The 22,151-nt window shown below is 40.9% G+C and carries 20 protein-coding genes and 1 tRNA gene; 11 read left to right on the top strand and 10 right to left on the bottom strand.

Annotated features, from left to right (window positions below; all coding sequences use genetic code 11):
- Positions 1 to 17: 17 nt before the first annotated feature.
- The 3 genes from sufD to sufB all read right to left on the bottom strand — a co-directional run bounded on the left by sufD (position 18) and on the right by sufB (position 3,732).
- Complete coding sequence (sufD, locus tag H6G41_RS24710) at positions 18 to 1,364, bottom strand: Fe-S cluster assembly protein SufD (RefSeq protein WP_190749568.1); 1,347 nt, start codon at positions 1,362 to 1,364, stop codon at positions 18 to 20.
- A complete protein-coding gene (gene sufC, locus H6G41_RS24705; protein WP_190749566.1) occupies positions 1,364 to 2,152 on the bottom strand; it encodes a Fe-S cluster assembly ATPase SufC in 789 nt (262 codons plus the stop codon). The genes sufD and sufC overlap by 1 nt, the downstream gene beginning before the upstream one ends.
- 140 nt (positions 2,153 to 2,292) lie before the next feature.
- A complete protein-coding gene (gene sufB / locus H6G41_RS24700) occupies positions 2,293 to 3,732 on the bottom strand; it encodes a Fe-S cluster assembly protein SufB (RefSeq protein ID WP_190749564.1) in 1,440 nt (479 codons plus the stop codon).
- A 244-nt stretch (positions 3,733 to 3,976) separates the two neighbouring features.
- Between sufB and sufR the strand changes: the two genes are divergently transcribed.
- The 3 genes from sufR to H6G41_RS35360 all read left to right on the top strand — a co-directional run bounded on the left by sufR (position 3,977) and on the right by H6G41_RS35360 (position 6,210).
- Positions 3,977 to 4,657 carry an iron-sulfur cluster biosynthesis transcriptional regulator SufR gene (gene sufR / locus H6G41_RS24695; RefSeq protein WP_190749562.1) on the top strand — a complete coding sequence of 227 codons (681 nt, stop codon included), beginning with the start codon at positions 3,977 to 3,979 and terminating at the stop codon, positions 4,655 to 4,657.
- A 47-nt stretch (positions 4,658 to 4,704) separates the two neighbouring features.
- The gene (locus H6G41_RS24690; protein ID WP_242038037.1) at positions 4,705 to 4,977 is read left to right on the top strand and encodes a hypothetical protein; all 273 of its coding nucleotides are present in this window, start codon (positions 4,705 to 4,707) and stop codon (positions 4,975 to 4,977) included.
- A gap of 162 nt (positions 4,978 to 5,139) precedes the next feature.
- The gene (locus H6G41_RS35360) at positions 5,140 to 6,210 is read left to right on the top strand and encodes a DUF6745 domain-containing protein (protein WP_190749560.1); all 1,071 of its coding nucleotides are present in this window, start codon (positions 5,140 to 5,142) and stop codon (positions 6,208 to 6,210) included.
- 87 nt (positions 6,211 to 6,297) lie between these two features.
- Here the strand turns inward: H6G41_RS35360 and H6G41_RS24680 are convergent, their stop codons facing one another.
- From H6G41_RS24680 to H6G41_RS24660, 5 genes are all read right to left on the bottom strand, one after another.
- Positions 6,298 to 6,918 (bottom strand): Uma2 family endonuclease, encoded by a 621-nt coding sequence (locus tag H6G41_RS24680; protein WP_190749559.1) that lies wholly within the window; start codon positions 6,916 to 6,918, stop codon positions 6,298 to 6,300.
- 129 nt (positions 6,919 to 7,047) lie between these two features.
- Positions 7,048 to 8,103 (bottom strand): c-type cytochrome biogenesis protein CcsB, encoded by a 1,056-nt coding sequence (gene ccsB / locus H6G41_RS24675; protein ID WP_190749557.1) that lies wholly within the window; start codon positions 8,101 to 8,103, stop codon positions 7,048 to 7,050.
- A 170-nt stretch (positions 8,104 to 8,273) separates the two neighbouring features.
- Positions 8,274 to 9,974 (bottom strand): DUF3352 domain-containing protein, encoded by a 1,701-nt coding sequence (locus H6G41_RS24670; RefSeq protein WP_190749555.1) that lies wholly within the window; start codon positions 9,972 to 9,974, stop codon positions 8,274 to 8,276.
- A 722-nt stretch (positions 9,975 to 10,696) separates the two neighbouring features.
- Positions 10,697 to 11,314, bottom strand: a complete 618-nt coding sequence (locus tag H6G41_RS24665) for a chorismate lyase (RefSeq protein WP_190749553.1) — start codon at positions 11,312 to 11,314, stop codon at positions 10,697 to 10,699.
- 444 nt (positions 11,315 to 11,758) lie between these two features.
- Positions 11,759 to 11,839, bottom strand: a tRNA-Leu gene (locus H6G41_RS24660).
- Positions 11,840 to 12,209: 370 nt separating this feature from the next.
- On the opposite strand from H6G41_RS24660, the gene accC reads away from it, so the two are divergent.
- Positions 12,210 to 13,553, top strand: a complete 1,344-nt coding sequence (gene accC, locus H6G41_RS24655; RefSeq protein ID WP_190749551.1) for an acetyl-CoA carboxylase biotin carboxylase subunit — start codon at positions 12,210 to 12,212, stop codon at positions 13,551 to 13,553.
- Positions 13,554 to 13,642: 89 nt separating this feature from the next.
- Here the strand turns inward: accC and H6G41_RS24650 are convergent, their stop codons facing one another.
- The gene (locus H6G41_RS24650; RefSeq protein ID WP_190749550.1) at positions 13,643 to 13,936 is read right to left on the bottom strand and encodes a YggT family protein; all 294 of its coding nucleotides are present in this window, start codon (positions 13,934 to 13,936) and stop codon (positions 13,643 to 13,645) included.
- Positions 13,937 to 14,191: 255 nt separating this feature from the next.
- Between H6G41_RS24650 and psbX the strand changes: the two genes are divergently transcribed.
- The 4 genes from psbX (at position 14,192) to H6G41_RS24630 (ending at position 16,741) form a co-directional block, all read left to right on the top strand.
- The gene (psbX, locus tag H6G41_RS24645; RefSeq protein WP_190749548.1) at positions 14,192 to 14,311 is read left to right on the top strand and encodes a photosystem II reaction center X protein; all 120 of its coding nucleotides are present in this window, start codon (positions 14,192 to 14,194) and stop codon (positions 14,309 to 14,311) included.
- Between the two features lie 254 nt (positions 14,312 to 14,565).
- Positions 14,566 to 15,477 carry a Ycf66 family protein gene (locus tag H6G41_RS24640; RefSeq protein WP_190749546.1) on the top strand — a complete coding sequence of 304 codons (912 nt, stop codon included), beginning with the start codon at positions 14,566 to 14,568 and terminating at the stop codon, positions 15,475 to 15,477.
- A gap of 30 nt (positions 15,478 to 15,507) precedes the next feature.
- A complete protein-coding gene (locus H6G41_RS24635; protein ID WP_190749544.1) occupies positions 15,508 to 16,077 on the top strand; it encodes a PD40 domain-containing protein in 570 nt (189 codons plus the stop codon).
- 139 nt (positions 16,078 to 16,216) lie between these two features.
- Positions 16,217 to 16,741, top strand: a complete 525-nt coding sequence (locus tag H6G41_RS24630; protein ID WP_190749542.1) for a PD40 domain-containing protein — start codon at positions 16,217 to 16,219, stop codon at positions 16,739 to 16,741.
- A gap of 167 nt (positions 16,742 to 16,908) precedes the next feature.
- Here H6G41_RS24630 and H6G41_RS24625 read toward each other — a convergent pair whose 3' ends face one another.
- The gene (locus tag H6G41_RS24625) at positions 16,909 to 17,916 is read right to left on the bottom strand and encodes a succinate dehydrogenase/fumarate reductase iron-sulfur subunit (protein ID WP_190749540.1); all 1,008 of its coding nucleotides are present in this window, start codon (positions 17,914 to 17,916) and stop codon (positions 16,909 to 16,911) included.
- 1,662 nt (positions 17,917 to 19,578) lie between these two features.
- Here H6G41_RS24625 and H6G41_RS24620 point away from each other — a divergent pair.
- From H6G41_RS24620 to H6G41_RS24610, 3 genes are all read left to right on the top strand, one after another.
- A complete protein-coding gene (locus H6G41_RS24620) occupies positions 19,579 to 20,022 on the top strand; it encodes an AbrB family transcriptional regulator (RefSeq protein ID WP_190749538.1) in 444 nt (147 codons plus the stop codon).
- 190 nt (positions 20,023 to 20,212) lie between these two features.
- Positions 20,213 to 21,073, top strand: coding sequence for a CPBP family intramembrane glutamic endopeptidase (locus tag H6G41_RS24615; RefSeq protein ID WP_190749536.1), 861 nt, complete (start codon positions 20,213 to 20,215; stop codon positions 21,071 to 21,073).
- 354 nt (positions 21,074 to 21,427) lie between these two features.
- Positions 21,428 to 22,042 (top strand): methyltransferase domain-containing protein, encoded by a 615-nt coding sequence (locus tag H6G41_RS24610; protein WP_190749534.1) that lies wholly within the window; start codon positions 21,428 to 21,430, stop codon positions 22,040 to 22,042.
- The last annotated feature ends 109 nt before the right edge of the window (positions 22,043 to 22,151 follow it).

Raw genomic sequence — 22,151 nt, 5'->3', positions numbered from 1 at the left:
TCATTTGTCATTTGTCATTAGTCATTAGATGGCTTGAGACTATTGACTGTGGTTAAAAGAATTTCTCGCAGGGAAGCAACGGGTATTTTATTGATGATTTCCGCAGCAAAAGCGTTAATTAATAAGTTCCGGGCGGCATTTTCATCAATGCCCCGACTTTGGAGATAGAATATTTCATCATCCTCTAACTGGCTAACAGTAGCACCGTGAGCGCACTTCACATTATCTGCGGTAATTTCCAGTTGAGGTTTGGTATCAACTCTCGCTTTCGATGATAGTAGCAAATTCCGGTTTAATTGGGCTGCGTTTGTTAGCTGTGCTGGCTTGGGGACAAAAACCTTACCGTTAAATACTGCATGAGCGCGATCGCCTACAATACACTTATGCAACTGTTCACTTTTACCATAGGGATGATTCAGAGCGATCGCACTATGAGTATCAGCTAACTGATTCCCAAAAATCATCGTCAACCCGTTGAGAGTGGTTTCCGTTTGTTCGCCAGTTTGCAAAACCTCTAAATTATGGCGTGACAGCTTCCCACCAAAACTAATCGCGTTACAAGTATACCGACTATCACGCGCCTGAGCGATCGCAGTCTTCCCAACATGAAAAGCCTCTGCACCTTCCCGCTCAACCCTAGTGTGAGTCACTTCGGCATTTTCAGCCACCCAAATCTCCGTCACCGCATTCGTAAAATAAACTTCCTCCTCTTCCTTCGTGTTCTTTGCGCCTTTGCGGTTCGTATACTCTTCCACCAAAGTCACCTGGGAACCACTTTCCGCCACCACCAAACAACGTGGTTGGGAAATCGTCGCTTCTTCCCCAGCAACAGCAACAAACAACAAATGAATTGGTGTTTTAAATACTACATTCTTTCTCACCAATACCACTGCTACATCAGCCAAGCCAGCAGTATTCAGCGCCGTAAAAACCTCTTGCGCACCCTCAGTTTTAGCCAAATACTTGCTAATCCCTGCCTGTACCTCATCCGACAAAGCTGTCAAATTCCCGACAACCACACCCGGAGGTAAATCAATAGCCGACAACTCTGGCGCATACACACCATTAACAAACACCAAGCGACTATTCGCCGCTTCTGGTAAAGCAAACCCAGAAATATCAGTCGAAACTTGCTTCCCTAGCTGAAATTCCACCTTGCGCAACCCTGACAAATCAGTAAAGCGCCATTCTTCCTCGCGGGTGGTAGGGATATTCGCATGACGTACCCCATCAGCAGCGCCTTGACGTAAATCTTCTAACCAACCTGCTGCTTTTTGGGTAGTTACCTGTGCTAATAACCCAGTTAAATCCTCATCCTTATCCAACAAATTAGCAATCGAACTGGGAGAAACTTGAATAGTCATTACACACCCACCTCAACCGCAGCTTCTTCCAAAATCCAGTCATAACCGCGAGATTCCAACTCTAGCGCCAATTCCTTACCACCGCTGGTGAGAATCCGCCCATGCGCCATCACATGGACAAAGTCGGGCACAATATAGTCGAGTAACCGCTGGTAGTGGGTAATCATGATCGTGGCATTTTCTGGACTAGCTAATTGATTTACCCCATTCGCCACAATTCTCAGCGCATCAATATCCAAACCAGAATCGGTTTCATCCAAAATTGCTAACTTCGGTTCTAGCAGCGCCATTTGCAAAATTTCATTGCGCTTTTTCTCACCACCAGAAAACCCTTCATTCACACTGCGGTTGAGGAAAGATGGATTCATCTTCACCACTTCCAACTTTGACTCTACCAAATCGTCAAAATCAAAAGCATCCAATTCTTCTAAACCCTGTGCTTTGCGGCGAGAATTATAAGCCACCCGCAAGAAATCTAAATTGCTGACGCCAGGAATTTCTAAAGGATATTGAAACGCTAAAAATACACCAGTTCTCGCCCGTTCTTCTGGTTCCAATTCCAGCAGATTTTGTCCTTGAAAAATTACCTCGCCACCAGTCACCTGATATGCTGGATGTCCTGCTAAAACCTTAGAAAAGGTACTTTTACCAGAACCATTCGGCCCCATAATCGCATGAATTTCGCCGGCACGAACTTCCAGATTTACACCTTTAAGAATCGGCGTTTCATCAACTGTAGCTGTCAGATCTTTAACTGACAGCACAACTTCACTATTTTCAATAATCATGTTCTCTCTACTTCTCTCTCTTCTCTCTCTCTTTCTTTCTTTGCGCTCTTCTCTTCGAGACACTTCGTGAACGCGCCTTCGCGGTTCGTTAATATTTTTTAACCACAAAGACACGAAGAAACGAAGGTAAATTATCTAGATTATCCAACTGAACCTTCCAACTTCAGGCTCAATAATTTATCAGCTTCCACCGCAAATTCCATTGGTAACTGATTAAATACATCCTTACAGAAGCCGCTAATCATCATCGAAATAGCGTCTTCTGGGGAAATACCTCGTTGCGCAAAGTAGAATAGCTGATCTTCACCAATCTTCGATGTAGAAGCTTCATGCTCTACTTTCGCAGTATTATTTTGTACCTGAATATAAGGGAAAGTATTGGCATGGGCATTATCGCCAATTAGCATCGAGTCGCACTGAGAATAGTTTCTCGCGCCTTCAGCTTTCGGATTAACTTTTACCAAACCGCGATAGCTGTTATTAGAGTTACCAGCAGAGATACCCTTAGAAATAATTGTGCTGCGAGTATTTTTACCAATATGAATCATCTTGGTACCTGTGTCAGCTTGCTGCATATTATTTGTCAGCGCCACCGAGTAAAATTCACCCACAGAGTTATCACCAACCAAGACGCAGCTAGGATACTTCCAAGTAATTGCTGAACCTGTTTCTACTTGCGTCCAGGAAATCTTAGAATTCACACCTTGACACAAACCGCGCTTGGTAACAAAGTTATAAATCCCACCTTTGCCGTTAGCATCACCAGCGTACCAGTTTTGCACTGTGGAATATTTAATTTCCGCGTTATCTAAAGCTACCAATTCCACAACAGCCGCATGAAGTTGGTTGCTGTCATACATTGGTGCTGTACAACCTTCTAAGTAGGAAACATAGCTACCTTCTTCAGCCACAATCAACGTGCGCTCAAATTGTCCAGTATCACCAGAGTTGATGCGGAAGTAGGTAGACAGTTCCATTGGGCATTTTACGCCTTTAGGAATATAGACAAAAGAACCATCGCTAAATACAGCAGCATTCAAAGCCGCAAAGTAATTATCAGCTACCGGAACCACACTACCCAGATATTTTTTGATCAGTTCTGGGTGTTCCTGCAATGCTTCGGAAATGGAGCAGAAAATTACGCCATCTTTAGCTAGCTTTTCCTTAAATGTAGTAGCGATGGAAACGCTATCAAAAATTGCATCAACGGCGACATTTGCTAGACGCTTTTGTTCAGTTAGGGGGATACCTAGCTTTTCAAAGGTTTCTAGTAAAGTGGGATCTACCTCATCCAAACTTTCCAGCTTTTGTTTTTTCTGTTTCGGCGCGGAATAGTAGATGATATCCTGATAATTTATGGGGGGATACTTGACGTTAGGCCAAGTTGGTTCTGTCATTTTCAGCCACTGGCGATACGCTCTGAGGCGAAACTCCAGCATGAATTCCGGCTCGTTCTTCTTGGCGGAGATCAAGCGGATAACGTCCTCGTTTAGTCCACGCGGAATAGTGTCGGCCTCAATATCAGTGACAAAGCCGTACTTGTAAGGTTGGTTGACTAAGGTTTTGACAGTGGCGCTCATCGGTAGTAATCTCTCGTGTTCGTGAAAATCTCTTTAAGGATGGGAGACGGGCTTGGTTTTGTAGCCGATTCCCATCTGGGGTTACAGAGTGGTTACACGGCTGTTAGAATAAGGATGAAGACTAAAACAACATCCTTGTTGTTTAACTTATCTTCATTTTACGCTAGATTAACAACAACAATGTTGTTAAAGTCAAATTTTCAAATAAATTTTTTGGGACGTTCGCGCAGCGTCTAGCAAAGAAATGACGACTACCCACCAGTCCTCAACGAAGCAAGATATTCTAGAGTATCTCCTGAAACACTCACAAGCCACCGCTTTTGAGCTAGCCGAAGAGTTGGATATTAGCCCCCAAGCGATTCGCCGCCATCTTAAGGATTTAGAGGCGGAAGAGTTAATTTTATATTCAACAATGGTACAAGCGGGGATGGGGAGACCGCAGCATGTATATCAACTGAGTTCTAGAGGACGCGATCGCCTGTATCGTCAAGATAGCGATCGCTTGGGTGATAGTTACGGAAATTTTGCTGTTTCCCTGCTTGATACTTTAGCAGAAACGGTAGGCAAAGACCAAGTTAAGAACATTTTACAAAAACAATGGGAACGCAAAGCCCAAGAATATCGCGATCGCCTCGGTAACGGTTCCTTAAAAGAACGTGTCGCCCATTTAGTAGAATTTAGAAAAGCAGAAGGCTTCATGGCGGAGTATCATGCTGTAGAGCCTGATGATTCCACAAAGAGCGATCGCTTTCTCTTCATCGAGCATAAATGTGCTATTTCTAATGTTGCCGAATCTTTTCCTAGCGTTTGCGGTCATGAACTAGAAATGTTCGCCGCCGTCCTCCCCGATTGTACAGTCGAGCGCACCCACTGGATTATCAACGGTGAGCATCGTTGTGGGTATTTAGTTCAAGCGCGGGACTAGGGGCTAGAGGCTAGGGGCTAGAAGGGGGACAAGAAAGCAACTAACAAATGACAAATGACCAAGGACAAATGACAAATTCGCCATCAGAACAATTTTTAAATTTGGAAGAATCAGCAAAAGTAGACGCAGCTTTGTTATCTTCTTCAGAAAAATTTTTAACAAGATTGACAATTTCATCTCTGAAACTTTTAACACATATTGCCCAAGAGTATGGTGTAACTATAGAAGATTTAACTACAGCACAGGTAATTGCTTGGTTTGAAAAAGATAGTAAAATCAAGCGCGAACAGGGAATTGAAGCTGCTTATTTGAAGTGGTAAAGTTGTGTTTTAATGCATTGATAAAAAATCTAAAACGCTTGTAGTTGTGCTTTAGAGCCATTTCGCATACTAAAATTGTTATTTCTGCACTCGTATATAAATAATATTAAATATTGATGTGCCTGTTGCCAAAATTGAACAGTCATGATTTTCTAGCTGAGAATGTCTAATCAAGAGATTAAAACACTAACTCCAGAGCAAGAAGCTTTAATTCCTGTTTATCAACAGAAGTGGAGAGGAATTGCGCTGTCAACTGAGAGAATTGATAGAGAAAAAGCATCTGAGGCAGTGAAGGCTGCTTATGATTTAATTGGTGAAGATGAGCCAGAGATTATTTTCTTTGATAGCCCTTACACTGCTGCTAAACACTTTTATTTTCAAGGCTCATATTCGGAATTAGATTATAGTGATCTTTTACCTCAAATCAGAGAAATTTTCATGTGTATCGTGTTTAACGATATCGGTAATGAGGATTTTAAAACAGATTTTGATACAGATCGTCAACTGTGGGAAATAATAAGCAATATAGAGGAAATTTCTGAACGAGAAATGCGAGAGCTAGAAATTGGAGATGACCTACCTTATGAATTTGAATCTGGTCACATGCAAACAGACAGTATCTGTTATGAATGTGGCTGGTCGGATTTTTGTATTTCAGAACTGGGATTTTATAAACATTCTACATGGGATATTTACCAAAATATTCTGAAAAATTGCGGACGAATTTATGCGTATAAAGAAGCTTGTTTAATTTGCGATCGCCCTACTAAACTATCTTTCAACAATCAAAACCGTCTCCACGCAGAAGGGGAACCAGCATTAGAGTATGCTGATGGTTTTAAAGTCTATGCTTATCAAGGTGTTAGACTACCTGAAAAATACGGTAAAGTATTTGCAAATCAATGGGAAGCAGCATGGTTACTTGAAGAACGTAACGCAGAACTCAGAAGAGTTTTGATTCAAGGTATAGGCTACAAACGCATTTGTGAAGAATTGGGTGCAATTGAGTTAGATAGTTGGCAAAAATACACTTTATTAAGAATTGATAATTACCAAGAAATAAATCGACGTGGTTCTACATCTCTAGAATCTATGTGTTTATTAAAAATGATTTGTCCCAGTACAGGAAATATTCATATATTGCGCGTACCTCCAAATATAGCATCTGCAAGAGAGGCTATTAGTTGGGTAAATTGGGGTATAGATCCAGAAGATTTTATCCTACAAACTTAAGTAAAAATAAAAACATTCTTGTACCCTTACCCGTATACCTCATTTACCTGAAAAACGCTGTATATGTACTTTATAAATCAACTGAAATTAAAGTTTTTGAATCTGACTAGCAGCTATAATTTGTTTAACAGTAATTTGTAATTCTGGAAAAGTGGCAGAGATTATTCGGTCATTACCTGTAAATTTTTGTACTTGATATTGTCCATCAATTAATTGATAAACAAACACCGTAGGTAATTTAGGATTACCCAGATAAGCACGAGACGCGATCGCTAAATAATCCACAATCCAATATTCAAGAATACCAAGGCGTTGATACTCATCTAATTTATCAATATAATCATCATCCCAATTAGTTGAAGTCACTTCTACAGCCAATTGAATCGGATCAATTAACGCCCCATAAGCTAGCACATTAATATTCCACTGTGATGCTTTAACTACACCCACATCGGGGTTTCTACCTTGTTCTTCACCCGTGCTAGAAAATGTCCTAACTACCACATCCTTATCAGCAATATAATCAAGTTCTAAGCGCCTAATTTCATCATTGAAACCCAACATCAGAAATCTTGCGACATTCTTATGCGCCCTAGTAGGTTCCACTTTGATAATCTCTCCATTTACCAATTCATAAATGCCAGAACCATCAGGGTACTGTTCTAAAAAATCCGCAAAAGTTATTTTCTGAACTGGAATCTGAACCATATTAATTAACAACTAAATACAGAATTTAATCTCATCAAAACTCTGCGTACCTTGGCGCTGACTCCGCGTGACTCTGCGTTTAAAACTTAATTATCCCTCTCTCTACTAACAGAGAAAGGGATAAATTCCTTATAAAAACCAACCGTAAGAATGCAAACCTTTACCTAAAAGATTTACACCCAAATAGCAAACCCAAACAACAATCAAGCCACTAGCAGCTAAAATTGCCGGACGACGACCTTGCCAACCGCGAGTAATTCTGGCGTGGAGGTAGGCGGCGAAAACTAACCAAGTGATTAATGCCCAAGTTTCTTTAGGGTCCCAACTCCAATAAGAACCCCAAGCTTCGTTAGCCCAAACAGCACCGGCAATAATCCCAATTGTCAGTAAGGGAAATCCCAAACCAATAATGCGATAGCTGATATTATCTAGAGTTTCAGCTAAACTCAGCCGTTGGGGTGAAAGGGATTCAGCATCTGTGACAGTTTCCGACTGCGGCGCAGTTACTAAATCTAAAACTGCGGTTTTACCGTTACCATTGCTATTGCTTTCATAGCGTACAAAACCATTATTTTCAGCCGCAGCTACTTGTGGTTCAGTCACTAATTCACCTGCTTTGCGTAACTTATAGCCATTGCTACGATAGCCACCAGTACCAACAGAACTGCCTTGTAGTTGGATATTTTGACCGCGAGTGACAATGAGAAAAGCGATCGCTAGCAATGAACCCACCATCAAAGCCGCATAACTTAACATCATTACACTAACGTGCATCATCAGCCAATTAGACTTGAGTGCTGGTACTAAAGGTTCTGCCACTTGCATTTGCGATGGTAATGTTAAAGCCGCAAAAGCTGTAATCCCCATCGCCACAGGCGCTGTTACCACTCCCACTAAGCGACTGCGACTAGAATTTTCGGCAATCAGATGAACTGCGGTAATACCCCAAGTCAAGAAAAACAGCGATTCATACAAATTACTGAGAGGAAAATAGCCAGCTTCTATCCATCGTGCCCCTAATAAGGTAGCTATACACAAATTTGCGATCGCCATTCCAGCTGTCCCCATAGCAGCAAAGGCCGGCAGATTCGGAAAAGCCGCCCCTACCCAATACACCAACATGGTGAGGAATAAGACAGCAAAGGAAGCATTATCCAGCCAGTTCTGGAGTACAACCAGATTCATAAAGTGTTCTCCCCAGTCATTCTTTAAATATTTATTCTGACTGTTCTGATCCTATCTGTTTAGCGGTTATATTGGGCATTGGGCATTGGGCATTGGGCATTGGGCAAAAGTCAAATAGAATTCTTAATTTTGAATTTTGAATTGTTTGTCCCCCTTCCCTTATCCCCTTCCTAAGAACGATCCGCTTTCTTCAGGGCGAAAAATATATCATAGCGGGTGCTGCGATTATCACTGACAGCCGTTGTTACACCAATCGAACGGGTGGCGGCTAGCCAAGTTTGTTGATTAGGAAATAAAGTCGGTAAGGGGAAATTTTTCGCTGTTTGTTCCACATCCAGGAAAAATTGACCGTTTGTGGGATTGGGTTCTGTCGGTACTGTTTGTTTAAAAGGTATGGTACTAGCTAAAGTCATGCTAGGTCTGGGAACGATTTTATCGGCAATTGGCGCACCTACTATCAAAAAAGCAATGTCTCCATCTAACCAACCGTGAGTAGCCGTTAAGGTACCATAAGGTGCAACCCAGTTAGTAACGGGTTTACCTGCAACCGTAGCTGGTTTAATTTGGAACTGGTATTGATTTTTCATCACTTCATCAAGCTGTTTGATAGATGCTTCCGCTAAATTGCGATCGCTTGCCTGTACCATAAACAGCAGTCCAGCCCTAAAATCTGCTGTTGCCACATCTTTTGGGGTGTTGGGAATTACCGATAAAGAAAACTCGCCTTTCATCCATCGCAGCAAATCCCGATCCAAATCCAGCGTTGTTAAGGATTTCACACCACCTCGTAATTGTTCGGGAATAATTGGTGACTGGGGATTTCCTCGTGATGTTCTCTCATAGTCATCCCAAAGTCTTTGTAAATTTCCGCCAGAAAGCATCATTAAGGTTTCTGCTGGCACTCGGCTTTGCATTCTGCCTGCTTTATTTTCCACTGCCAGCACTCGCTGACTATTCGGGTTGAGCCAAGAAACGCCTTTTAAACGTATACCTTCTGGTTCTAAATTAATTGTCCCTGCCAAGCCTTGGTTATTTTGCAATTGCGCCAAAACTTGGGCAGGTAATTGGCGGTTAGGTGCTGCTGCGGCTATCCTCGCAGCTGTGGGTACATTGATATAAAACTGAGCAAAAGGCTGATAATTAGCAATTTTCGGAAAATTTGCCGTAAATCCTGCCGTATTAGCTAAGGAAGTTTTATTTTTATAAGCATCAATTGCTCTTTCTGTAGCTTTAGGATTATCAGTAATAATTAAGAATTGCCCATCTAATACTGTAGCTGAAAGGGTTTCCCCAGTTTGAGCGTCGGTTTGTTTAATCGTGAAACCGTGATATGTGCGATCGATCCATTGACTTTGTTTTAAAGTTTTCGGCTGCGCTAATAGGCTTTTCGCCTTTTCTGGGTTTTTAATTGGCAGAACCATCACCATCGACTGCTGGCTACTAACAGCTGCTGCGTTAGTCGAAACTGGTTTGGGAGCTGGTTGACTAGCTTGGGGTGCAAGAATTGCTAAGGTGACTTCATTACCTACCCAAGGTTGAATATCTTTTTGGAAATCATAACCATTATTAGTGAGAAAGCGATCGCGCAGCTTCACTAAATTCTTATCCAGTTCTGCTTGAGTTTCTTTTGTCCCATACTGTCGCAATTGCTGCCATTGTTTCGGATCTGTAGTTAAAGAAACTGTAAATAAGGCATCTTGAGGAATAATTGTGGCACCTACTGGCAAATCTCGAGAAAATAATTGTCCCTGACTTAATAGCCAGTATGCTGCACTTCCTAAACCTATCAATAACCCAGCAACAGAGAGTGTCAGCACCAAAGATGGTTTCTTGGTTTTCTTCATCGGAACAGACACAATAGGCAGTGCCATTAAAACCTATACCTCACACTTACGAACTCATTACTTGATTGGTCAAGTAAACCAAAAGGTTTCCCATGTTCTAGGGCAACTAACTAGATTAATTTATCCACTCTGGATAGTAACGCTCCTGAGAGCATTTACTTTACCAACTATTTCACCAGCCTTGTGTTTGTGGTTAATCACCTTTGCTAACACACTTTAGTTTATTTCGCTGGACAAAGTGAAAATTCTCCCAAAGTCAGTCCGTTATCCCAAGCAATCTGAGGATATAACTAACTTGACAAAGCTGCAAGTCATCAGTACAGCTATATTATTCAGCTACTAAGCTGTTAGTTGTTTCTCATGTAAAGGCGATCGCCAACGTAACCTAGAGTAAAAATAATCACATTTTTACCAACACTAAACCCTCTAAATTAAACACATTATTCCTTATTTTGCTGCCAAAATAGCCAATTTTACCTTTATAAAACAAAATAATCTAAATTAACTTAAGATAATGCTTCTAAACTTGAGTAATCTTTAGCTTGCCCATTTTATATTTAAATCAAATTACTCGATTTACTAAACTATATAATGTTACTATTAATTTCTATTACCCAAGTAATCAGTAATTTATCAGTAATTTAGTGGTTAATTATAGACAGCCCAATTACGCCCCTAATTTGAGATCGGCAGGAATAAAGGCTGTAGCTAAAAGTTCAAAAACAAAAATATTTTGAGCTTTCTAGTAATTATTGAGAAGATAGCTGCATAGGGCCTAAATATTTAGTTAAATAAGGCGAAAAAACCTCATATATCAAAGTCAAAGGCTGCCCATGATGCCAAAATAAATAATGGCGACCCCAAAAAGGCCCCTTCACCCCAAAACCAGACTCTAAAGCAGGCGAACAGCCATAGTAAATTCCCTGTACATCCCTATACAACTCAGTACGCAAACGAGCTAAACTTGCCCAAATCGGTAACGAACGGTTTTGTAAATACTCATCTACATGGCTAGCTTCCCACCAAGAAGTAGCATAAGCCAATCGCTGACCAGAAGCAGTCCGCAGCCAAACTTGTCGCCGCAGCCTCGGGCCGGGTACAGCTTGAATCAAATCGGGAGCAGCATCAGCATCCATGCCAATCAATGACATATCAATCACATCTACTTCTGTTGGTTCACCTGTGAGTAATTCGAGGTGGCGTGTTGGTGAACCATCGCCCAAAAGTAGCATTTGCCAAGTAGGTGCCAGCTTTGAATGCGGTAAACTTTGCTTAATGACATCTTCCCCAGCTTGCCAAATTGGAGTCAGACGATGCCATGCTGCTGGCATTGTTAAGTTGTCTGTCGGTCTAAAGATTGCAGTCAATGTTCTTTACAAAAGTTCATCTATTTCTATAAAAGCATAAAAAACTAGTACAGATGCGGGGAATTTAAAATTTACCGAATTCAAAAAGTCAGGATTTGCGCAATTATTAGGAGACACCACATCACTCCTAGAGTAAGCTATTCTGCTTTTAGGTTGCACAATCCATCGTGAGGGCTGTTGACAGTCAACACTCAACATTCCTTATTAGAGTTATGCAATTTAGACGCCCATTAGCTTACTAGCATGACTAAACCCTGCATTCCATATCTAAATCAATCATGGATGTTAAATTTTGAATACAAAATCTTGATTCCACGCTAATGTGGCGATTTTGGCGAAATCATCGTCAAGCCGAAAATCTCAAATTTATATGGTAAAAGGTCAACAGTTTCAGGCATTTAATCCTTAACTATCGACCTTAAATTTTAACTATTCACTGAAAAATGCGGATGGCGAGACTCGAACTCGCAAGGCAAAGCCACACGCACCTCAAGCGTGCGCGTATACCAATTCCGCCACATCCGCACGGTTTTATCACTGAATTTAGAATATAGCATAAATTTTCTGCTAGTGGATATCAGATGGACAGAAATATAGTCACTTCACGAGAGATATTAAAAGGAATAAGCCAACGTGGGATGCAGGGTAAGCTTGCAAAAACCTAGTTCAGGTAAATGTAAGAGACTAACAGTAGCAATATTGTTAATCTAGTTAAACCCCGTAGGCGCTCTCAGCCAAATCCTACCCCTTAGGAAACTACCCTGAGGGTTTATACACCTTTCTTAGGAAGAGGTTGGGGAATCTCCTGTCATAATTTGAAATGAAGCGGAAAGCATTGTTGCAAGTTGAATGGGAGAGAATGTCAATCTACTGGTACAGATATCGAAGCTAAAAAATGAAGTTTGACAAAATATTAATTGCCAATCGGGGAGAAATCGCCCTTCGTATTCTCCGAGCCTGTGACGAAATGGGAATCGCAACAGTTGCCGTTCACTCCACTGTTGACCGTAATGCTCTCCACGTACAACTTGCCGATGAAGCAGTTTGTATTGGCGAACCTGCCAGCAGTAAAAGTTATTTGAACATTCCCAATATTATTGCTGCCGCCTTAACCCGGAATGCCAGCGCCATTCATCCTGGATATGGCTTCCTAGCTGAAAATGCCCGGTTTGCCGAAATTTGTGCTGACCATCATATTGCTTTTATTGGCCCAACCCCCGAAGCCATACGCTTAATGGGCGATAAATCCACAGCCAAAGAAACCATGCAAAAAGCTGGTGTACCTACAGTACCGGGTAGTGACGGTTTAGTTGAGTCTGAGCAAGAAGGATTAGCACTAGCCAAAGATATTGGCTATCCAGTGATGATCAAAGCCACAGCAGGTGGTGGTGGCCGGGGTATGCGCCTAGTAACTTGTGAAAGCGACTTCGTCAAACTCTTCCTAGCAGCACAAGGAGAAGCTGGTGCTGCTTTTGGTAACTCTGGCGTTTATATAGAAAAATTTATTGAGCGTCCACGCCATATTGAATTTCAAATTTTGGCAGATAATTACGGCAACGTCATCCATTTAGGCGAACGTGATTGCTCAATTCAGCGACGCAATCAAAAGCTGTTAGAAGAAGCTCCTAGCCCTGCTATTGACCCAGAATTGCGGGAAAAAATGGGGCAAGCTGCGGTAAAAGCTGCCCAGTTTATTAACTACACCGGGGCTGGTACTATCGAATTTCTTTTAGATAGATCCGGTAAATTCTACTTTATGGAAATGAATACCCGGATTCAAGTTGAGCATCCCGTAACAGAGATGATCACAGGAGTAGACTTGGTTGCCGAACAAATCCGCATTGCCCAAGGGGAAAGACTCAAGCTGACTCAAGACCAAGTAGTGTTAAAGGGTCATGCAATTGAATGCCGAATTAACGCCGAAGATCCAGACCATGACTTTCGCCCTTCTCCCGGACGTATCAGCGGCTATCTTCCACCTGGTGGCCCTGGTGTGCGCATTGATTCCCATGTTTACACTGATTACCAAATCCCCCCCTACTACGATTCCCTGATTGGCAAGTTAATTGTTTGGGGCCCAGATCGTCCTACTGCCATTAACCGCATGAAACGCGCCTTACGGGAGTGTGCCATCACCGGATTGCCTACCACTATCGGCTTTCATCAAAAAATCATGGAAACCCCACAGTTCTTACAGGGTAATGTTTACACCAATTTCGTGCAAGAGTTAAAAAGCTAAGAGGCTTGGGCTAGGGATGAGGGCTAGGGGACAAGCAACATAAATACCCAATGCCCAATGCCCAATGCCCAATGCCCCATGACCCATTCCTAACTTACACGGGACATCATGGTCAGTAATCCTTGCTGACCGAGCAAAATTTCGCGTAGCAAACTGAAAATCCCGACCCAAATAATCGGGGTAATATCTACTCCACCTATCGGTGGTATTAGCTTGCGCAACAACGCTAAAAATGGTTCGGTAGGCCAAGCTACAAGATTAGTAGGGAACCGATTTAGATCCACTTGCGGATACCAAGTGAGAATGATGCGAAAAATGAACAAAAATATCATCAATCCCAATAGAGGATTGAGAATCCAAGTAGTTAGGTTAACACCAGTCATTGGTTTGAAGTACTATCTGTGAACGCAGAAAAAACCTGGGCGAGATTGCAAAAATTTTAAGCATTGTAAAGCACTCTCTATAATTTTAACCAAATGCTGCCACTTCCTCTGAAGCATAGAAAAGTAAATTAGGAGTAACCGTTCAGTTAATTTATCAAGGGAGTGGTCTTTTTGTAGCTCATGACTTAGGTGCTTCTCAAGGAACTGATACACCATTAGAATTATGATGAAGTATGTAAAAAATGGTTGAGAACTATGACACCTGCTTTAGCAAATTTTCTTTGGAGTCTGTTTTGGGGTGGTGTGATTGTCGTTATTCCAGCGACAGTTGGTTTGATTTTCATTAGCCAAAAAGATAAAATCCAGCGTTCATAATCTTAGCGGGAGTCAGTTTGACTCTGATAAGTGCTTGTCTGTTGGCTATCTACCTAATTGCTGTGTACACTGCAATTTCTCTTTCAGGAGACAGGGTATACTTAGCTGACAGACACAAAATTTTTTAGCTTGTGGTGGATAGCTTCAAAGCTTCTTTACCTGAAGCTTTGAAGCTTAAATATTATTGTGCCTAATTAGAGTAGTGATTTTAATTGTGACTCGCTAACATAGATTTGATATTGGGATATAGATCAATGATAAATTTTGGGCTGAACTCAGCCAGTATTCTGGCTCAAGTAAATTTTGGGACAAACTCAGCCAGTATTTTAGGAATTTTCCTGGCTGTGGCTGGGGCAGCACTGTATTTTTTGCGGACTGTGCGTCCAGAGCTGTCTCGAGATCAAGATATATTTTTTGCAGCAGTAGGCTTACTTTGCGGTTTTATTTTAATCTTCCAAGGTTGGCGACTAGACCCTATTTTGCAATTTGGTCAGCTACTTTTAGTGGGTACAACTGTATTTTTTGCCGTTGAAAGTATTCGTTTGCGTAGTATTGCTACTCAACAAGCCAAGCGCAATACTCCAATTGTGGATGATGAGCGAGAAGTAAGCAACAAATATACTTATGACAAGCGACGACGACAAGGGTATCAAGCTGAAGTGGATGACGATTTAGATCCCTTACCTTATGAGGAAGAAGAACGCCCCGTACGTCCACGAATTAGAGCTAGCAGAGAAGAGCGTTCATCTCGTGAGGATTACTACACAGATTCATCTCCCCGACGTTCAGAACGGTCTAGCAGTACTGATAAACAAGACTCAGGGGATAGAAGCCGTCGCCGTAATTCTGGGCGTTCTGTGAGCCGTCCTACTGATACATTAGAACAAGAAGATTGGGGTTCGGCTGCTAGAGAAGTTGATGATTGGGACAGTTCGGAATCAGAAGTGAGAAAACCTTCTCGCCGTACCAATAACCGACCGCAGCGTTCTGAACCTCGAAATGAGGATGTCACTCCCAGATCCAGAAGACGCCGTCCAGCTAGCGATCAAGCTCCTCGCAGAGAACGTGATGATGATGAGGCGATACCAACTGATTACGTAGAGTATAAACCGCTGGAAAGACCAGATGTCAATTCGGATGATTCAAACAATTTTGATGATATTTAAAACTGTCAGGGGCGATGGAATACAGGTGAGGTGAAAAAATTTACACCAGGATTTTGGCTCCAAAGACCGATGAATTGGAGCCTAGTTTTTAGCTTGGCAACTGTACTTGTATCTTGCAGTTCCAGCAATATCCCGATTGGGCCTACTTCCCTCAACAGTCGTTACACAGAAGAGCAAGCAAGTTTGAGCGGCAATGGGAGATTTTTAGCGTTTGTTTCTAATCGCAATGGCAGTCACCAAATTTTGGTGTACGACTTAGAAAGGCAAAGTTTTATACCTACTCCTGGCTTAAACCGTCCGGAGACTATTGCTGAGAGTCCTAGTCTGAGCTACACAGGACGTTACATTGCTTATTTGACTAGCGACCAAGGTAGACCTGTTGTCGCCCTTTACGATCGCGCTACCCAACAGTCACAAATTCTCACCCCAATTTATCGCGGCTGGGTTAGAAAACCAGGGATCAGCCCAGACGGGCGTTATATAGTATTTGAAACTGCTAGCCGCGGTCAGTGGGACATTGAAGTCCTAGACCGGGGCCCCAATATTGAGTTAGATATTCCTAATGGTGCAACTATCGCTCCACCACCCACAGCACCATAGGTAATGTATTGGTAAGGATTTCAATTTTATTAAGCTTTCTTAAGCTAGTTTGGTTTATTTTCATTCGCTTCGTTAAGAAAAAATATGAGTTATTAGTTACTAGACTATTTACGATTTACTAATGACTAATGACTGCTATATGAAAAAATCTATTGTTATATCTGTAGTTGCTTGCTCAAGTTTATTGACTGGCTGTTTTGGCTATCCCCGCCTTTTAAGTTATCCTTTCGATCCAGGTGGGCGCAGCCTTAACAGTTCAGCCTCGGAATCAAACCCACAGATTGCTGGCAGATATATTGTTTTTACTAGTGACAGACGGGGTAGCCAAGATGTTTACTTATTCGATCGCATATCTGGCAATTTAGTTGATTTATCTGGTTTAAATTCCTTAGATATGATCGCATCTCATCCCAGTGTGTCCGAAGATGGGCGTTATGTAGTTTTTGCAGCCAGTCGTCAAGGGCGATCGGCTATTTTTCTCTATGATCGCGATACACGCCAATCGCGGAATTTAACTGCGAATCTGCAAGCAGAAGTCCGCAATCCCACGATTAGCGCTGATGGTACTAGAATTGCCTTTGAAACTACTAATAATGGGCAATGGGATATTTTTGTCTATAACCGCTTTGGACAACCGATAAATATACCTCAAGATCCAAGGTGAGGGAGTCAATGGGCATTGGGCATTGGGCATTGGGCATTGGGCATTGGGCATTGGGCATTGGGCATTGGGCATTGGGCATCCTTTCGACTTCGCTCAAGGCTAGTGGGCATTGCTTAAGCATTTCTTTCCCCCCTGCACCCTGCCCCTCTGCTTCATACCCCTAGCCCCTAATCTCTAGTCTCTACAGTTTCCTGCACAGCTTCAATAAGCGATCGCACTTGTTGTGTACCTTCGGAAGATTCAAAGGAAAGTGGAAATTTACCTTTGGCGATCATCTTTAAACCTAAGGGTGCCAAACTGAGTAATCCTCGCAAATCACGAAAATAATTACCGACAACGTGTAAGCCAAATTTACGTTCATCGATCCAGCCGCCTTCTTTCACAAGTTCGACTAACACTTTTCGGTGACGAATTGAACGCCCATCGCTGGCTTGCTTGCGGCTGAGAATTTCCTGTTTAATTTTGGTAATTTGCTCTAGTGGTGCTACCTCCATTGGACATACAGAATCACAGTATAAACAACGGGTACAACCCCAAACTCCTTTAGTCCCTTCGTTGTAATTTTCTAAGCGATTTTCCGTGTCTTGGTCGCGAGAGTCGGCTACCATTCGGTAAGCTTTGGCTAGGGCATGGGGGCCTACAAAATCTGAATTTACTTCACGGGCATTGCATTCCGAGTAACAAGCACCACACATAATACAATTACCAGTTTGATCGAGCCGCGATCGCTCTTGGGGAGTTTGCAAAAATTCTCTTTCTGGAACTTGTCGGGAAGCTGTACTAACATAGGGAGTCACTGCTTCTAAATTATTCCAGAAGCTGCTCATATCCACGACCAAATCTTTAATTACGGGCATATTCCCCAGAGGTGCGATTGTGATTTCTGGAATCGTATTTTCAGAAGACGCAGGCGATCGCATCTTTTGTAATCTGGTAATTTCACTGCCAACATTTTCTTTACAAGCTAAAGCTGATCGCCCATTAATTCGCATAGCGCAGCTGCCACAAATTGTATTGCGACAATTTTTGCGATACGCTAAAGTGCCATCTTGCTCCCATTTAATGCGATTGAGGCAATCCAAGATGGTATTGCCTGGTTCTACCTCTAAAAGGTAGCTTTGTAAAACAGGAGAGGAATTGTGTTGCTGCCGAATAACCTTAAAAAGAACTTCCATTACTACCAACCAAAATTTTTAAATTTTCTTACCCACTCGATCGTCTCAACTACAGACAGGTTACTGGGAGAAATCAGCTATACTCTTGTTGCCCTTTACTCCAGCTAGCTATTAATATGCTAGTGATTAAAGACCTACTGATTCTAGTACACTGCCCCAGTAATAGAGTAATGCCCAAAAATAGCTCAAAAGATTAAAATGTGAAGTTTTTCTCTTTGTCCTTAAGCTAGCTGATTCTCAAGTATGATGAATTTTGCAGCTACCTCCAGAGTAGTTTTCTGAAAAATATTTTGCATCAGACACAGAGGTACTAGAACAGCAGGCACGTCAATCAGCCCAGTATTTAAAACCTGACAAGAGCCTAGCATCAAAGTCTTTTGACTTGTAAATGAGTCACTTTTGACTTACTTGAGAGCGCCACTAGTTTCAGGATAACCATTAAAATTTTAGTTTCCTGGGTTAGGCAGGTAATATTTGTCTAGTTCTCTTGAGCCTACATCAAAAAAATTATTACTGCTTTACATTTCATTGACCTGTTTGGCAGCATATAGATTAGTGTGAATTACAGTCCTAGCAAAAATTAACAAACGAAATCTATCTGAGGTTAGCACTACATCTTAATGTCAACAGCAGTCAAGACCTTAGAGGAAAGATACCGCAAAAGGTTATGAATTGAGAACTTTTTGTTGATCTACAACTGTGACAGCGATCGTCAACATCTAGTAGTGGCAATAATGCAATAGACAGAGGAAGAAAAAGTAATCTTCCCAAAGACAGACGAAAAGAATCCTCTGGCTGCTTTTTGTCTGTTGCTTAACAACAGCTAGGGACATCCTCATGACTTTTTGTGTACTCACAATCAAATAAATCTGAGATGAACTCACTTGTCAAAACTGACAGTCTAAACTAAAGTAATTTTGAGAAAACCACTGCTAAGATCCTCATAACCGCAATCAAGGGCAAGAAAAATCCTCACCGTTTTTTACTTCCTGGAGCTAAGAGATTTCAATAAAAATTTACCAGCAAGTTTAATTATAAATAAAACAACTATTTTGTTATTATTAGTCCATGCTAGTATTTAATATAAAATTACGCAGGAACAAAACCAGTATCAATAGCCGTATAAGCGCGGCTACTACTGCTTTGTTGATTTCGTAATTTAGAGACAAGAAATTTTACGTCTCTACTAGCAGGCCAAAAGGGTGTATGCCTGTATGACCATATTCAAATCTCATGCTGTCTAAAGCCTAAGAGTAATAGTAGGGTAAACCTGATAACTCACTGGCAATAATGGCAAGCAGTGACAGTGGAGAATCTGCAATTTATTAGTCTTTTGGACTGATTGCAGTAGAACCCACAAAATTTGTAAAGGTGGCTTAAAGTTACACCGCTACATTAGCGCCAAAAGAAAAAATAATTTCATTTTCGTTGGCGAATCATGGTTAAAAGTGACGTAAAATCACCAAAATTGATGCCTGCGATCGCCATGACCTCTAATTTATTTGTGGGCAACCATAATAGAGGTACTTGAGCTTCCCCATAGCAGCAGGAATTTACCCACAGATGTACTTCCAGATTGGCTCTGTGCAGATGCTAAAAAGCTAAATTCTGGCAGACGACACTGTTTATTAGTTTGGAGAAATTAAGGAAATTTTGAGCATAATGACTGAAACTGCAACCGCACCATTAACCGGAAAAGCATTGCTTGCTAAAGTAAAAGAGCTTTCCAATTTACCCCGTCGTGAACGAGCAAAGCAGTGCGGCTATTACACGGTCACTAAGAATAATCAAGTTCGTGTTAATCTCACCGATTTTTATGACGCTTTGCTATCTGCTAGAGGAATTCCTCTCAGCCCAGAAGCACCCAAAGATGGCCGGGGTCGCGAACCGACATATCGAGTTAGCGTTCATCAAAACGGTCAAATTGTTATTGGTGCTACATACACCAAAGCAATGGGCTTAAAGCCAGGTGATGAATTTGAAATTCGTCTAGGTTACAAGCATATTCACTTGATTCAACTTGGTGAAAGCGACAAAAAATTAACCTCGGCAGATTTGGACGTTGAGGATATAGATGATGAAGATTTAGAAGACGACGAAGAGTAAGTTGTTTTGATGATAGGGATAGGTTGAAGCTAATGCTGAATAACTTATCTCTAGCAACACAACAAACTAACGACTGTCGTTGGAAAATTTGCAGTATCCGGAAAAATACGATTATACCTCTTGCATAAGTGACTAATTTTATTAGAGTCTTGATTAAAATCAAGAAATCTATTGTTGCAAGAAGTTAGTCGTGTTTTTTATGCCTATTTTAATAACATTGTTGCAGCCATCAGCCAACACCCTACTGGTATTTCTCCAAGATGCACCAGTATTAGTTGTCGTGATGGCTTTTTTTATGTTTTGGGTATTCTGCTGGTTACCAATAGCAATAGTCATTGCGATCGCACTTAAATGGAAACCTGGTAAAAGTTTACAGCCAGAGCAAAAGTTACCATTATTAATACCTCTGTACTTATTAGCACCATTAATTTTATGGGGGATGAGTTCATTAGGTGTAGGATCTTTCGCTGATTACGGCTTTGTTGTTAATTTTTCCACTTTAAGTTCTTTACTTTTTGGCTTTGCCTTGGGAGTAATTAGCCTAGCTATTGTGTTTGCCTTACAATTCTTACTAGGTTGGTGTCAATGGCAAACAGAAAATAACAAGTTAGTACTAGCCAATTTACTACCAATTCCCTTGATAGCTTTATTAGTAGGTGCTATCGAAGAGTTAATTTTTCGCGGTTTCTTAATAACAGAGTTAACTCAACAATACCCAGTTTGGTTAGCTGCTGTCATTTCTAGCGTCATTTTTGCTTTACTTCACCTTGTTTGGGAACAAAAAGAAACTATCCCCCAACTCCCTGGATTGTGGCTAATGGGGATAGTGTTGGTATTGGCCAGGTTTGTCGATGGCGGTAATTTGGGTATAGCTTGGGGATTACATGCTGGCTGGGTATGGGCGATCGCTACTTTAGACACAGCCGAACTCATTACTTACACGGGGAAAGTATCCGAATGGTTGACGGGTAAGAACAAAAAACCCCTAGCAGGGTTAGCTGGTATTTTTTGTGTCTTGCTAACTGGGATAATTCTCTGGATATTTACGTAAAGAAATTCTGAAAATAAGGAACTCTTCAGAGATTTCCCTATTTTCTGTTACCCATTCTCAAAGTTAGAACGGCACAGTACAGATGTTCCTGACATTTCTCTTTTTAATTTACACAAATTATTAATTCAATCCCTGATTATGGGAATACTAAGGTGATTGGCATTGAGACCAAAATTGAGATGATGTTAATTATACTAATTTACTTTCGGAACCGTAATTGATAAATTCCTATTTGTGACTCTTGATTTCTAAATACCATTTTGAAATTTACGTTTTAGAAAGTAGATTGATATCATCTCAATTTACTGCCAGTTTACCAACCTGATAACTTTTGTAGATTAAAGGGAAAAAGTGATGATTACACAATTAAATCTAGACATCAATGACTACCTGTCAGCTGATAGATTTATCAGTTATAGTCATCAACTAAGGCTGACTACAATTTATGCAAAACCTGGTGATAAAGTTTTAGAAATAGGAATTTTTAACTCTATATTAGCCACATTATTAAAGAATCATGGCTATAAAATTACAACGGCTGATATCGATCATAATCTCAATCCAGATTTAATTTTAGATCTAAATTCTGATTTTATTCTAGATAGATTTGATGTTGTTACAGCTTTTCAAGTACTTGAACACATAGATTTTACTCAGTTTTCAAAAATCCTAGAAAAGCTTTCACTCAATAGCAAATATCTAATAATTTCATTACCTTATAACACTTTAGGAATTTCTTTAAAAATAAAATTTACATTTTTAGAAAGAGCAAGACATTTATCATTAAAAATTCCTAAATTTTGGAGTAAAATCCCCATATCAAATCAGCATTATTGGGAGGCTGGATTAAGAGGTTACTCCAGAGAAACAATTAGAGATAATATTAATTCAGCAGGACTAAAAATAGAACGTGAGTTTATAGAACCAATGAATCCTTATCATTGGTTCTTAGTATTAAGAAAATCATGATTGAACCTTTCTTGAACAGATCTAGTAGCTTAATTCTAAACAATAATAAATATATTTATAGAGTATTAAGTGCTGATAATATTAAGTTATTTTTAGTACTTGCTACTCT

This window comes from Tolypothrix sp. FACHB-123, assembly GCF_014697075.1.
GTDB lineage: Bacteria > Cyanobacteriota > Cyanobacteriia > Cyanobacteriales > Nostocaceae > Aulosira.
This window is presented reverse-complemented; position numbering and strand designations above follow the sequence as displayed.

Coding starts and splice junctions, on each gene's coding strand:
- sufD (WP_190749568.1), bottom strand. CDS start 1,364: ATGACTATTCAAGTTTCTCCCAGTTCGATTGCTAATTTGTTGGATAAG.
- sufC (WP_190749566.1), bottom strand. CDS start 2,152: ATGATTATTGAAAATAGTGAAGTTGTGCTGTCAGTTAAAGATCTGACA.
- sufB (WP_190749564.1), bottom strand. CDS start 3,732: ATGAGCGCCACTGTCAAAACCTTAGTCAACCAACCTTACAAGTACGGC.
- sufR (WP_190749562.1), top strand. CDS start 3,977: ATGACGACTACCCACCAGTCCTCAACGAAGCAAGATATTCTAGAGTAT.
- H6G41_RS24690 (WP_242038037.1), top strand. CDS start 4,705: ATGACAAATGACCAAGGACAAATGACAAATTCGCCATCAGAACAATTT.
- H6G41_RS35360 (WP_190749560.1), top strand. CDS start 5,140: ATGTCTAATCAAGAGATTAAAACACTAACTCCAGAGCAAGAAGCTTTA.
- H6G41_RS24680 (WP_190749559.1), bottom strand. CDS start 6,918: ATGGTTCAGATTCCAGTTCAGAAAATAACTTTTGCGGATTTTTTAGAA.
- ccsB (WP_190749557.1), bottom strand. CDS start 8,103: ATGAATCTGGTTGTACTCCAGAACTGGCTGGATAATGCTTCCTTTGCT.
- H6G41_RS24670 (WP_190749555.1), bottom strand. CDS start 9,974: ATGGCACTGCCTATTGTGTCTGTTCCGATGAAGAAAACCAAGAAACCA.
- accC (WP_190749551.1), top strand. CDS start 12,210: ATGAAGTTTGACAAAATATTAATTGCCAATCGGGGAGAAATCGCCCTT.
- H6G41_RS24650 (WP_190749550.1), bottom strand. CDS start 13,936: ATGACTGGTGTTAACCTAACTACTTGGATTCTCAATCCTCTATTGGGA.
- psbX (WP_190749548.1), top strand. CDS start 14,192: ATGACACCTGCTTTAGCAAATTTTCTTTGGAGTCTGTTTTGGGGTGGT.
- H6G41_RS24640 (WP_190749546.1), top strand. CDS start 14,566: ATGATAAATTTTGGGCTGAACTCAGCCAGTATTCTGGCTCAAGTAAAT.
- H6G41_RS24630 (WP_190749542.1), top strand. CDS start 16,217: ATGAAAAAATCTATTGTTATATCTGTAGTTGCTTGCTCAAGTTTATTG.
- H6G41_RS24625 (WP_190749540.1), bottom strand. CDS start 17,916: ATGGAAGTTCTTTTTAAGGTTATTCGGCAGCAACACAATTCCTCTCCT.
- H6G41_RS24620 (WP_190749538.1), top strand. CDS start 19,579: ATGACTGAAACTGCAACCGCACCATTAACCGGAAAAGCATTGCTTGCT.
- H6G41_RS24610 (WP_190749534.1), top strand. CDS start 21,428: ATGATTACACAATTAAATCTAGACATCAATGACTACCTGTCAGCTGAT.